Below are 11991 nucleotides of genomic sequence, written 5' to 3'. Positions count from 1 at the left end.
CTGGATGGTCGATCCCGATTGACCCAACCCGCTGCACTTCGTACCTTGAGTTGGCATTGCCATACCCCGGCGAGCGGGATATCGGGGCATCTCGGAGTCGAAAGCCAACATGATTAAAGCCACGTCCGAAAGCGGAAAGGCGCCAGTCTCGGCGAGTCTTGGAAACCGGATTCGCACCGCACGCCGCGATGCGGGGATGAGCCAGGGCCAACTGGCCCAGTCGCTCAACACCACGCAGAGCGCCATCAGCCTCTACGAAGCCGGCCAGCGTTCCGTGGGCATCGACATGCTCCTCAGTGTCGCCCGGATCCTGAACCGGCCGCTCCACTACTTCCTCGGCGATGACGGCGACATGCTGTACGTGAAGGACAGCGATATCGCCCAGCTTATCGGCGAACTGGAGAAGCACCCGGAAGACCTTCCGGAGCTCCTCGCCTACTGGAACTTCCTCCGCTGGCGGCGGATGTCCTCCAACGGCAACGGCCGCCACTAAGGCCTGCTACACTCCCCACGAACCAATGAAGGCCGGGCTTACCCGGCCTTCTCCGTGTGGAGGCGATTCCCCCGATGCGGCGACTCTGCGACCCCGCCGACGCGCGCCGGATGCTCAATCCCGGCCCCGTTGCCATCGTCACAACGTCCTGGCGCGGCATCACGAACGCAGCTCCCATCGCATGGACGGCGCCGCTCTCCATCAATCCGCCGCTCGTCGGGATCGTGGTCCATCCCCAACGCCACACCTCGGAAATGATCCGGTTCAGCGACGGGTTTGCGATCAACATCCCGGGCCCACGGCTGCTGAAGCAGACGGCCTTCCTGGGCACGCAATCCGGCGTGAACAACAACAAACTCGAGTCTTCGGGCCTGCAACTCTTCAACCCGATGATGATCGATGCGCCCCTCATCGAGGGCTGCCTGGCATGGATCGAGTGCACCCTCTCCGATGTCGTCCGCACCGGCGACCACTCGCTTTTCGTCGGAAATGTCGTGAAGGTCCAGGCCGACGACGAGGCCTATGCGCAGCAATGGCTCCTCCGTGAGCGCGAATTCAGCCCCCTGACCTTCATCGGGGGGACCCGCTACGCCGTCATCGGCGACCCGTTGGATGCCGTCGTCGAAGTCGACGTGAACGGCGGCCTCGTCCTCGAGACCGTCGAAGAGCGCGAGCGCCGCGAGGAAGAGACGGCGCAAGAAGCGGAGGAGGCCAAGCTTGAGGGCGACGAGGGCCTTACCCAGAAGAAGCGCGCGGAGGCGCAAGAGCACCGGAGCGTGTTCTAGGTCGGGACATCTTCGAATCGCAGGCGGCGGTCTCGCCTCGAACGTTCTCCGCTCTTGCCACTCCGGTGCGAATACTGAGGCCCGGGCGTCGCCCAGGCCTCAGTTCGTGTCACTTCAGCGAAGCCTTAACGGCTGGCGATAGCCACGTATTCCCGGTTGCCGGCGCCTTCGTAGAGCGCATTCGGGCGGACGAGACGGTTGTCGGCGTACTGCTCCAGCAAGTGGGCGGTCCACCCGGTGATCCGCGACATCGCGAAGATCGGCGTGTACAGGTCGCTCGGGATGCCGAGCATCTTGTAGACCGAGGCGCTGAAGAAGTCGACGTTCGGGTACAGCGGCTTGCCCTCGAGCTTGCGCGCGAGGTAGTCGCGGAGCTTCAGGCTGAGGTCGAAGTACTTGCGATCCGCCGAAACGGCTGCGAGTTCGTGGCCGAGCTTTTCGAGGATGATGGCTCGCGGGTCGGTCGTCTTGTAGACGCGGTGCCCGATACCCATCACGCGTTCGCCGCGGGCGAGCAGTGCTTCCACATGGGAAGGGATGTTCTGTTCGGTCCCGATGGCATCGACGAGCTTGTACACGGCTTCGTTCGCGCCGCCGTGCAGCGGGCCTTTCAGAGTGCCGATCGCTGAGGCGATCGCGCTGTACATGTCGCTCAGCGTCGAGGCCGTCACGAGCGCCGAGAACGTCGAGGCGTTCATCTCGTGCTCGGCGTGGAGGATCATCGCTACATCGAATACGCGCGCTTCGAGTTCGTTCGGTTCGCGCCCGTTGAGCATCCAGAGGAAGTTCGCCGAGTGGCCGAGGTCGTCGCGAGGCGCCACCGGCTCGAGTCCCTGGCGCAGGCGATGGTACGTCGCGAGGACCGTAGGCATGCGAGCCGTTAGCCGGGCCGCCGTAACCTTGAGCTGAGCGTTCGTCAGGTCGCTGGACTGTGGGTCGAGCGCGCCAGAGATGATGACCGACATCTCCAGTGCTCGCATCGGACGGATCTGCCCGACGATCTCGCGAAGGATGCGGGATGCGAGGTCCGGGAGCGGGCGTTCTGCGCGCAGGTTGTCCTGGAGCGCCGTGAGTTCGGCCGCGTTCGGGAGGCGAAGGTTCCAAAGGAGGAAGGCCACTTCCTCGAAAGTGGAGTGGTCGGCCAGGTCGTAAATGTCGTACCCGGAGTAGATCAGTTCGCCCTTCATCCCATCGATGCGGCAGAGCTTCGTGGCGGCAACATTCACGCCCTCGAGGCCTCGGGCGACGGTTTCGGATGTCACTTCAGGTGCTCCTTGGAGATTGTATACAGCCGGACGAGCTTACCACCGTTCACGCCCAGTGTCCGTCGGGCAGTCGCTAAATCTGTGCTACAACATGGGCGCCGCGGCGCCCATCGGGGGCGCCACTATTTCGGCCCGGTGGAACGCCGAACAGTGGCCGGGGAGCCCGTGCCCCAATCCGGGGATCCTGAGACGATGGCGCGACAAGACCGAGGGAGCGTGTGTATGGGCCGCCTGTGGTTTCTTCCCCTGGGTGTGCTGGGCATGGCGGCACTGATAGCCGGCGCAGCCTGCGGCGGGGGCGACGATGGTGAGGGTGCCGGCGACGGCCACACTGTCGAAATCAAGATGTTCGACAACTGGTTTAAGCCGGCCGACATCACCGTGAAGGCCGGGACAACGGTCACCTTCGAGCTTCCCAACGTCGGGAAGCTGCCCCACAACATGCACATCGCCTCATCGCGCGGTGTCTACCGGGAAAGCCCATGGATTTCGTCGCCGGAGCCGATCAACGGTGGACAGACGGGGAGTCTCACCTGGGAAGTGCCGCTGGAACCGGGCATCTACAAGTTCCGTTGCGATTATCACGAGGCCGAGATGGTGGGCACGATCACGGTGGAGTGAACCGGTGTCACTTCGAGCCAGCTTGGTTCAATCACCCTCTTAAAGCCGCTCGGCCACCAAGGTGCCCATCCTGGCAGTGTCCACCACTTTCGCTCCCTTGCCGGCAATGTCCGGGGTGCGGTAACCGTCCTTGATGACGGCATCGACAGCAACCTCAATGGCGGCCGCCTCGGCTTCGAGGCCGAGAGAAAGCCGCAGCATCATCGCGGCGCTCAGGATCATCGCGAGCGGGTTCGCCTTCTTCTGCCCGGTGATGTCCGGTGCGCTGCCGTGGATCGGCTCGTAGAGGCCGATGCCCGTGCCGTCCTTCTTGCGCCGCCCCAGGCTGGCCGAAGGCATCATCCCCATCGATCCGGCGAGCATCGCCGCCTCATCCGTGAGGATATCGCCGAACATGTTCTCCGTGACGATCACATCGAAACTGGCGGGCTTGCGCACGAGATACATCGCACAGGCATCGACCAGGATGTGTTCCAGCTCCACGTCCGGGTACTGTTTGCCGATCTCCGTCGCCACTTCGCGCCAGAGCTGGCCGGTGCGGAGGACGTTCGCCTTGTCGACGCTTGTGACTTTCTTGCGGCGCTGCCGGGCGAGCCCGAAGGCGACATGGCAAACCCGCTCGATCTCCTTCTCCGAGTAGCGCAACGTATCCACGGCCTGCCGACCGCTTGCGCTCTCCCAGCGCCGCTTCGGCGTGCCGAAATAGAGGCCGCCGGTCAGTTCCCGGATGACCACCATGTCGACGCCTTCGAGGACTTCAGGCTTGAGAGTGCTCTCGCCGATCATCTCGGGGTTGATACGGACCGGGCGCAGGTTCGCGAAGAGGCCGAGTTGCTTGCGCATCCCGAGGATGGCGTCTTCCGGGCGGACCGTCGCCTTCGGGTCGTCCCACTTCGGCCCCCCGACTGCTCCGAACAGAACTGCGGCCGATGCTTTCGCCTTCGAGACGGTCTCCGGCCGCAGGGCGACGCCGTACTTGTCGATCGCGGCGCCACCAATCGTCTCCTCTTCATACTGGAACTCGTGTTTGAAACGCTTTTCGATGCGTCCGAGGACCTTGAGGGACTCTTCGAGGACCTCGGGGCCGATGCCGTCGCCGGGGGTGAGGAGGATGCGAAAGGTAGCCATAGTGCGGGGATCGTAGGGCGGGAACGTGCCCCAGTCCAAGGCAACGCGGCTATCCAACCCATAGCTCCGGCGTGCGCCGCGTGTCGCCCGCGACCGAGGGCGGCGTACGATACGCGCCTCAACATCCACCTCGGCCCGAAGGGAGCCCGACATGACCGTTGCCCAGCGCCTGAACGAACTTGGGATCGAACTCGCCACCCCCCGCCCGCCACAGGCGAACTATGTCTCCGCGGTGCGGACCGGCAACCTGGTCTTTCTTTCCGGTACCGGCCCTTACCTGCCCGATGGAGGACTCGTGACCGGGAAGGTCGGCGGCGAGCTGACCGTCGAGCAGGGCTATGCCGCCGCCCGCTGGGCCATGCTCGCTCTGCTTGCCAACTTGCAGGCGGAGCTCGGCGACCTGGAGCGCGTCGCCCGCGTGGTGAAACTGCTCGGCATGGTGAACTGTACGGTCGACTTCACGCGCCAGCCGGAAGTCATCAACGGGGCGAGTGACCTCCTGGTCGAGGTCTTCGGCGAACGCGGTCGCCACGCCCGGTCCGCCGTCGGGATGTTCGCGTTGCCGCGCAACATCGCGGTTGAAATCGAGATGATCGTCGAGGTCGCGTGAGCGGCACGTGCCGAGGGGGGCGGGGGGCCGGGCGGGGGCGGGGGTTTTGGGGTTGCCGCGGGGGGGGGGGGGGGGCGGGGGGGCCGGGGGGCCGGGGGTGGCCCTCGGGGCCCCCCGGGGGGCCTCCCCCCTCTTGCGAGTGATCGCCGATCGGATCGAACACGGCGACTACGTCGATCCTGGGATTCTCGACAGCGTATTCGTCGCTGCGTGAGCGGCTTCCCGGCCACACGCGCGAGAGAAGTCCCGAACGCTCTGCACCGGATAGGCTGGGCAACCAGGCGACAGTCGGGTTCGCGTGCCCTATCGCTGCCAGTCCACCCTCCCACGGACCGCCGCGGCCAGCCGCCCCAGGTACTCATCCCGGCCGATCTGTACCGCGCCCAGGCTCTCGGTGTGTTCGTTGAGTACCTGCACGTCGAGCAGTTCCACGCCGATTTCCCGGCAATGCTGCACGAGCGCGGCCACGGCGACTTTCGAGGCGTCCCGCTGCCGGTGGAACATCGATTCGGCGCCGAACATCGCGCCGACGGCCACACCGTAGAGTCCACCCGCAAGCTCGCCGCCGGGATCCCACACCTCGACGCTGTGCGCCCAGCCCAGGTGATGGAGGGCGGTATAGCCCTCGATCAGCCGGGGAGTGATCCATGTCCCGTCGTGGGGGCGCACGACGCAGGCGCGCATCACCTGTTCGAACGCCGCGTCGACGGTGACGTGGAACCGGCCCGAACGAATTGTGCGGCCCAGCCGGCGCGAAACATGCAGGCCGTCCAACGGGACAATCGCTCGCGGGTCCGGCGAGAACCACAGGTACTCGGCATCTTCGTGCGGCCAGGGGAAGATGCCCGCGCCATAGGCCGCCACGATCGTCGACGGCGCGAAGTCCGCACCCTCGGCGAGGAGACCGTTCGGCGGCGCCAGCCGCGCATCTGGGAATCGCCACGGGCAGGGTGGCATCGGCTGCGGCGCGCAGAGTGTCTGGACGTCGATGGCGACCGGCGCCGGCCGCCCGCCTGAGTCACAGAGCCACGCTTCCACGCTCGAACCTTGCGGTACGGCCATCCCAGCCGCAACGACGCGACAGTGACTGACGCGGTGGCCGATACTCTCGGCCCATGAAGCGAACGGTCTCTTCGGCTTCCGAAGCACGCCGCAAGGTGGACAGGCTTCGCGCGCTTCGGTCCGATCCGGCGCTGCTGCACGACCTCGCGATGGAGGTGCTGGCGGACGAAGGCAGCCCGGAACTGGTGAAACTGGCGCTGCAATCCCTGGGAGAAACCGTCCGGCCTTCGGACGGTCCGGTCCTGCGTGACGTTTATGCGTACTTCGCTGCAAGCGGACCGAAGCGGGATCCGTCAGGTCCGGTGCGAGTCGAAGCGTTGCGAGCGCTCTGGCATCTGCGAAGCGCTGATGACCGGGGAATCGCCATCGATGCGGCGAGGAAGTTCGAGTCAGGCGTCAACGGAAATGGGGAGATGATTCGTGCCGCCGGCCTGGCTCTCCTCGGCGTCCTCGACCCGGAGCGCGCTGCCTACGCAGCAGCGTGGGCCGTCGCCAGCGGCGATGCCAACGAGTTCAGCGGCGAGCCTTCGCTCACCGCTGTTCGGCTGTTGGCGGTGCTCGGCGAGACGCGACTTCTGCTGGCGCTGGCAATCGCACCGTCAACCGTGAATGCCGATGTTACGGCCGAGGCGATCCGCTCACTCGCGCCGGTGCCCATGGAGTATCTCGAATCAGTGTTCGAAGAACTTTCGGGCTCAGAGAACGAAGCGATCATTGTGGCGCTGGCGGACCTTGCCTCGAGTCTGCCCGCCTCTCCGTCTGTCACCCGCCTGGTGGGGGATCTGTTGTCCCGCGCTCCCCAGCCAGAGGTCTACGCGTTCCTTGCCTCGACAATCGTCGCCTCGCGCCGCCCGGAACTGGTCGGGGTGCTCATCGAGTCGCTCCCGCGCGAGATGTCGCAGAAGCGCCTCAGGTCAGCGCTCGAGGCGCTCCGCCTTGCCCCGAAGGATGCTGCTACCGAACGCGCGATTGGCGAGCTGGAGGCGCGCCTGGCGAACCAGGCCCCGCCGTCGCGTTAATCCGAGCCCGGACCGGGCTCTTGAGGCGTCTGTCAGCACCCGGGCTCGCCGTCGTTGCCGCAGCAGTTGCTGCGGGTGCGCGCCTTCCGCCAGTTGTTACGCAGCAGCATCCGAAGCTTCGTCCCGAATGAGGCGTCGTATTCCCGCCAGTTTGAAACGGCACTCCCCAGGCTCGGTCGTCGACTGCTCATGCGAGAGCCGCCGTCGAGGGGTAGAGCGGCGAGCGCTTTGTCTCGAATGAAGCGATGTCGTCAGCTGCCTTGAGCGTGAGGCCGATCTCGTCGAGCCCGTTGAGCAGGCAATCCTTCACGAACGGGTCAATCTGGAAAGACCGTGTCCAGGAACCGTCCCTTGTGGAGACGGTCTGGGTTGCCAGGTCGACCACCAGTTCGGCGGAGTTCAGTTCCTCTGAGCGCGAAATCAGGTAATCGCAGTCCGCCTGGGGAAGCACCACTGTCAGCAGCCCGATCTTCGCGCAGTTATTGCGGAAGATGTCGGCGAACGAGGGTGCAATGATCGCCTTGAGGCCGAGATCCTCCAGCGCCCAGGGAGCGTGTTCGCGCGATGACCCGCAGCCGAAATTCGGGCCCGTGACCATGATCGGCGCGCCTTTGAATTCCGGGTTGTTCAGCACAAAGTCCGGGTCGTTCTTCCAGTCATCAAAAGCGAACGGCCCAAAGCCGGTGCGTTCGATGCGCTTGAGGAACTCCTTGGAGATGATCTGGTCGGTATCCACATCGGCCCGGTTCATCGGGATCGCCCGGCCGGTGACGGTTTCATACTTTTTCATGGTTAGCTCCACTCCCGGATGTCTACGAAATGGCCCGCGATTGCGGCGGCGGCGGCCATCTGCGGGCTCACCAGGTGGGTGCGCCCGCCGCGGCCCTGGCGCCCTTCGAAGTTGCGGTTCGAAGTGCTCGCGCAGCGCTCGCCCGGCAGGAGGATGTCCGGGTTCATTCCGAGACACATGGAACAGCCGGCCTCCCGCCATTCGAAGCCCGCATCTCTGAAGACCCGGTCGAGACCCTCCTGTTCGGCCTGGATCTTCACCAGGCCGGAGCCGGGGACGACCATCGCGCTGAGCGTCCCTGCGATCTTTCTTCCCTTCACGATGGCTGCTGCCGCCCGAAGATCCTCGATGCGCGAGTTCGTGCAGGAGCCCAGGAAGACGCGGTCGAGCTGGATATCCTGGATGGCCGTGCCAGCTTCGAGCCCCATGTACACCAGGCTGCGCTCGGCGAGTTCTTTCGCCTGGGGGTTTCCTGCTTCGTCGGGCGATGGGACGCGCCCGGTGACGGGGACGCTCTGGGCAGGCGTCGTACCCCATGTCACGCATGGCTCGATATCGGCACCGTTTAAGTTTACATAACTGTCGAACTCTGCACCCTCATCCGTTGGCAGCAGGCGCCAGGCGGCGAGGGCCTTCTCCCAGTCCGCGCCCTGGGGCGCATGCTTCCGGCCTTGCATGTAGGCGAACGTCGTCTCGTCGGGAGCAACCAGCCCGGCGCGCGCACCGCCTTCGATCGTCATGTTGCAGACAGTCATCCGGCCCTCCATCGAGAGGTTGCGGATGACGTCGCCCCGGTATTCGATCACGTGGCCGACCCCGCCGGCTACACCGATCTCGCGGATGACGGCGAGGATGACGTCTTTTGCCGTGACACCCGCATGGAGCTCGCCATCGACCTGGACGGACATCGTCTTGGGCTTGCCCTGCGCGAGCGTCTGGGTTGCGAGGACGTGTTCGACTTCACTCGTCCCGATGCCGAAGGCGAGCGCTCCGAACGCGCCATGCGTGGCGGTGTGGCTGTCTCCGCAGACGATGGTCATACCCGGCTGTGTCAGTCCCTGCTCAGGCCCGATGACATGCACGATGCCCTGGCGGATATCGCCGACACCGAAGAGCGGTACGCCGAACTCCTCGCAGTTCTTTCGAAGCACTTCGACCTGCTGGATCGAGAGGGGGTCGGACCATGGCTTGTCGCGGTCGATCGTCGGCACGTTGTGGTCGACGGTGGCGAGCGTGAGGTCGGGACGGCGGACTTTCCGGCCCGCGATACGGAGGCCCTCGAAAGCCTGCGGCGAGGTGACCTCGTGGACGAGATGGAGGTCGATGTAGAGCAGGTCCGGCTTGCCGGCCTCACTCTGGACGACGTGGTTATCCCAGATTTTCTGGATGACCGTTCGCGGTTGACTCATGGGAAGGCTGCTCCGGAGTGGGCGAGGAGTGGAATTTTGGGAAGGCTGATCGTACCAGACGGAATGTGAAGGGGCTGCTACCTGACGAGCTTTCTGCGACGGTCGTGCTTCGTCGGGACGCGAGTCTCCACGACCGGCGGTTCCGTATCTGCCAGCGACTCACGCGCGATCGAGAGCAGTGCCCCCACGCCCCGTGAATGGTGGTACGCCCAGCGGGTGCTCGCCTTCTCGGCCTGCTCCTTCACGCGGCCGCTCGCCGCGTGGCTGATGCAGGCGGTGTTGACGATGATGAGGTCCGTGCTGCCGGATGCCAGGTCGAGCGCCTGGGCCCCGTTCTTCGCCGCATCCGGTTCGAGCCAGGTGGTCTTCACTCCCCATTCTTCGAAGCGCGGCATGGCGAGTTTGCGCAGCCATTCGTGTCCGCCCACCACCAGGAGCCGCTTCCCCGCGAGGAGACCCGGGTCGATGGCCTGCGGAGGCACCTCCTTCGCCTCCAGGAACTCGCGGAAACGCGGGAAGGCCAGGGCCAGGCCCTTCAACTCGTGTGTCCCTTCATCCTTTGGGTCGGCCGGGTTGCACTGGCGCAGGACCGCCTCGGCGGTGGCCTCGAATGGCTCCCCGGCCTCGAGCTGGAGTGTCAGCAACGCCTGGCCAACCGGCAGTTGAAGCGGCTTGAATCCCGGCGCCACACCCATGCACATGGTCCGCAAAGCCTCCGTCTCGCCGTGCTTCACCAGTTCGCGCGTCAGCCGATCGAAGGCCTCGACGCAGTCCACGTCGTGCCCTGCCTTGAGCGCCTGGCGGAACGCACGCTCGAACAGCGTGACGCGATGGGCATGGCTGAACGTGCTCGCGCCGGGAAAGGCGTCCTCTTCGACGGCGCGCCCGAGCTCGTTCATGAGGCGGTCGCCCTTCGGGCTTTCTCCCAGCATGTCGAGGAGTTCGAGGACCTCGGCTTCCGGGTCGCCAACGCCCCGGTTCAAGGCAGAGTCGAGGAAGACCTCCTCTGCGATCCGGCGGGTTGTGCTCGCCGCGCCACCGCTGTCACTGACGAAGACCGTGAGGAGATGCCCGGCAGAGGTCCGCAGTGGCGATTGGGCAAGAATCTGGAGGTAGCCTGGAAAGTCCTGGGCGACGCGTTTGTGGCCGGCGGCGGCGAGCTGGTATCCCGCCAGGAATTCTGCGTATCGCCGGGCCGATGCCCCGGGCGGGATGAAACGCACGAGTTCCCGGCGTTCATCCATATGGGCGACATCGACAGGGGCTGCCGAGATGAGGCCCAGCATGGCGAGGGCCGCCTCCGCCGCGATTGTCCGGCCAACCGAGCGCAGACGCGGCACGCCGGTCGACACGATCCAACGGAGGTCGTCGAATCCCGTGTCCGAGACTTCCGGAGGCCAACGCAAGAGCCACTCATCCATGCACGGCTGTTCGAAGACAGTGTTGGCCAGGACGACGATCCCGAGCGCGAAACCGTCGTCTGTGAGTTCGCGCTGGTGAAGCATTTCGATAACGCGCTCCGCCGCCATCCAGCGCCCGCCGCGTGCCACGGAGAGGAGGTGGAGAAGCCGGCAGTGGTCGCTCAGACGGCGGTCAAATGCCCTCAAGTGGGCGTCGTCCATGAGGAAGCTCAGGAGTTCCAGAGCCTCGCGACCGGCAAGCTTCGCGTCATCGAACCCGGAGTTGTGCACCAACTCTCCGAGCATCAGTTCTTCGAGCCCCTCGATGGAGGCGACCGGCCGCTGCGGTCCGCACGATGCGGAGACGAGAGCGAAGATCGAGTCGCGGTAGGCCGCCCGCGCTGGCTGGCGAAGCTCCGGATCGAGCGGCACCGCGGAGTGTTCTTCGGCTTTCCGCAGGAAGGTGAGCGCCTCTGCGTGGTCGCCGGCCAGGGAGGATGCGATGCCGGTGATGGCCCGAAGCGCGGGCAAGCCCTCCTCGCCGGCGAGCTGCAACTGTGGGCTCAGGCGGCGAAGCGCCTCGACGGGATCTGTTTCCGCAAGCGCAAGGAGGTCCTGCCACGGGCGCCCGCCCTGTGTAGCGACGGCGTCAACCGGAGCTGGGGGCGCAATCGCAGGCTCGAATGCGTCGCCCGGCGTTGTCCCGTCCGGGAGCTTCTCCGTCAGCCGGGTGATCGCGCTTTCGAGCGCAACGATCGCAACGGTGAGCCGCTCGATCAGGGCTGCGGACGGCGCTGCGTCGGACGCGTCGCGGTAATGGTTGGGCTCGATGCGTTCGTCGCCGGTGAAGTCCGGATGTTCCGCGGAAGGCGCCTCGTCCGCCGGGGGCGCCGCGGAAGCTCGCTCAAGGGAAGTCTCTTCGTCCCGGCGCTTCAGTTCGAGATAGGCCACGACCTCGGGCGCCAGGTGGAGGAGCTGCTGGAAGTGCTCGTGAAGGATCTCGGCGGCCATCGGGCAGGCCGGGAGAAACCACTTTCGCTGGGGAGCCGACCAGCGGTAACCCGGCACCAGCTTCACCAGCTCCTTGTCGCCGAAGGCGCACTCCACTGAAAGCTCGTTGCCCTGGAGGGAAACGTGTGCTTCCTGCTGTGCCGGTGCGTATGCGCGCGTACGGGCCTCGACCACCTCGAGGGCGAGGTCTGCCGGGTGTCCCCACCCGTCGGGCCCGAAGAGCCGGTCGAGCGCGTTAATAGTCCCCGGTTGACGAGGAACCTGGAGTGCGTGAGCCGCCGCGACGTAACGAGACCCGGGGATCCTTCGGGCGAGCGCCTCCTCGCGCCCGCCCGCGGCCACGAGGTAGCGATGCTCTTCGGCGCGAAGGCGAATCACCCATGGAATCTACCACCTCG

General features: G+C 65.6%; 11 protein-coding genes. 5 read left to right on the top strand and 6 right to left on the bottom strand.

Translation table 11 applies throughout. From position 1 onward, the window contains the following. Positions 1-109: 109 nt before the first annotated feature. On the top strand, positions 110-493 hold the full coding sequence (locus IPG14_RS03630; protein WP_343385150.1) for a helix-turn-helix transcriptional regulator: 384 nt from the start codon (positions 110-112) through the stop codon (positions 491-493). Between the two features lie 74 nt (positions 494-567). Beyond that, positions 568-1278, top strand: a complete 711-nt coding sequence (locus IPG14_RS03625) for a flavin reductase family protein (protein WP_343388132.1) — start codon at positions 568-570, stop codon at positions 1276-1278. A gap of 125 nt (positions 1279-1403) precedes the next feature. On the opposite strand, the gene IPG14_RS03620 is transcribed toward IPG14_RS03625, so the two are convergent. Beyond that, on the bottom strand, positions 1404-2540 hold the full coding sequence (locus tag IPG14_RS03620; RefSeq protein ID WP_343390915.1) for a citrate/2-methylcitrate synthase: 1137 nt from the start codon (positions 2538-2540) through the stop codon (positions 1404-1406). A 225-nt stretch (positions 2541-2765) separates the two neighbouring features. On the opposite strand from IPG14_RS03620, the gene IPG14_RS03615 reads away from it, so the two are divergent. Then, the gene (locus IPG14_RS03615) at positions 2766-3164 is read left to right on the top strand and encodes a cupredoxin domain-containing protein (protein ID WP_343385147.1); all 399 of its coding nucleotides are present in this window, start codon (positions 2766-2768) and stop codon (positions 3162-3164) included. A 39-nt stretch (positions 3165-3203) separates the two neighbouring features. Here IPG14_RS03615 and leuB read toward each other — a convergent pair whose 3' ends face one another. After that, positions 3204-4292 carry a 3-isopropylmalate dehydrogenase gene (leuB, locus tag IPG14_RS03610; protein ID WP_343390914.1) on the bottom strand — a complete coding sequence of 363 codons (1089 nt, stop codon included), beginning with the start codon at positions 4290-4292 and terminating at the stop codon, positions 3204-3206. A gap of 151 nt (positions 4293-4443) precedes the next feature. Between leuB and IPG14_RS03605 the strand changes: the two genes are divergently transcribed. Next, positions 4444-4902: a RidA family protein gene (locus IPG14_RS03605; RefSeq protein ID WP_343390913.1), complete on the top strand. Its 459-nt coding sequence runs from the start codon at positions 4444-4446 to the stop codon at positions 4900-4902. 303 nt (positions 4903-5205) lie between these two features. On the opposite strand, the gene aat is transcribed toward IPG14_RS03605, so the two are convergent. Further along, positions 5206-5964, bottom strand: coding sequence for a leucyl/phenylalanyl-tRNA--protein transferase (gene aat / locus IPG14_RS03600; RefSeq protein WP_343390912.1), 759 nt, complete (start codon positions 5962-5964; stop codon positions 5206-5208). Positions 5965-6017: 53 nt separating this feature from the next. On the opposite strand from aat, the gene IPG14_RS03595 reads away from it, so the two are divergent. Beyond that, a complete protein-coding gene (locus IPG14_RS03595) occupies positions 6018-6983 on the top strand; it encodes a hypothetical protein (protein WP_343390911.1) in 966 nt (321 codons plus the stop codon). A gap of 187 nt (positions 6984-7170) precedes the next feature. Here IPG14_RS03595 and leuD read toward each other — a convergent pair whose 3' ends face one another. The 3 genes from leuD to IPG14_RS03580 all read right to left on the bottom strand — a co-directional run bounded on the left by leuD (position 7171) and on the right by IPG14_RS03580 (position 11971). After that, the gene (gene leuD, locus IPG14_RS03590; protein WP_343390910.1) at positions 7171-7773 is read right to left on the bottom strand and encodes a 3-isopropylmalate dehydratase small subunit; all 603 of its coding nucleotides are present in this window, start codon (positions 7771-7773) and stop codon (positions 7171-7173) included. 2 nt (positions 7774-7775) lie between these two features. Further along, the gene (gene leuC, locus IPG14_RS03585) at positions 7776-9182 is read right to left on the bottom strand and encodes a 3-isopropylmalate dehydratase large subunit (protein WP_343385140.1); all 1407 of its coding nucleotides are present in this window, start codon (positions 9180-9182) and stop codon (positions 7776-7778) included. A gap of 77 nt (positions 9183-9259) precedes the next feature. Continuing rightward, positions 9260-11971, bottom strand: coding sequence for a DUF2325 domain-containing protein (locus IPG14_RS03580; RefSeq protein WP_343390909.1), 2712 nt, complete (start codon positions 11969-11971; stop codon positions 9260-9262). Positions 11972-11991 lie beyond the last annotated feature (20 nt).

Origin of the sequence: Candidatus Amarobacter glycogenicus (assembly GCF_016704105.1) — a bacterium.
GTDB classification, from domain to species: domain Bacteria; phylum Chloroflexota; class Dehalococcoidia; order Tepidiformales; family Tepidiformaceae; genus Amarobacter; species Amarobacter glycogenicus.
Note: the sequence above shows the minus strand (reverse complement) of the source record. Positions and strands in the feature narration are given on the sequence as shown.

What these genes read in the sequence shown, in the direction of transcription:
- leuB (WP_343390914.1), bottom strand. Translation starts at nt 4,292, where the DNA reads ATGGCTACCTTTCGCATCCTCCTCACCCCCGGCGACGGCATCGGCCCC.
- IPG14_RS03605 (WP_343390913.1), top strand. Translation starts at nt 4,444, where the DNA reads ATGACCGTTGCCCAGCGCCTGAACGAACTTGGGATCGAACTCGCCACC.
- IPG14_RS03595 (WP_343390911.1), top strand. Translation starts at nt 6,018, where the DNA reads ATGAAGCGAACGGTCTCTTCGGCTTCCGAAGCACGCCGCAAGGTGGAC.
- IPG14_RS03615 (WP_343385147.1), top strand. Translation starts at nt 2,766, where the DNA reads ATGGGCCGCCTGTGGTTTCTTCCCCTGGGTGTGCTGGGCATGGCGGCA.
- leuD (WP_343390910.1), bottom strand. Translation starts at nt 7,773, where the DNA reads ATGAAAAAGTATGAAACCGTCACCGGCCGGGCGATCCCGATGAACCGG.
- leuC (WP_343385140.1), bottom strand. Translation starts at nt 9,182, where the DNA reads ATGAGTCAACCGCGAACGGTCATCCAGAAAATCTGGGATAACCACGTC.
- aat (WP_343390912.1), bottom strand. Translation starts at nt 5,964, where the DNA reads ATGGCCGTACCGCAAGGTTCGAGCGTGGAAGCGTGGCTCTGTGACTCA.
- IPG14_RS03630 (WP_343385150.1), top strand. Translation starts at nt 110, where the DNA reads ATGATTAAAGCCACGTCCGAAAGCGGAAAGGCGCCAGTCTCGGCGAGT.
- IPG14_RS03625 (WP_343388132.1), top strand. Translation starts at nt 568, where the DNA reads ATGCGGCGACTCTGCGACCCCGCCGACGCGCGCCGGATGCTCAATCCC.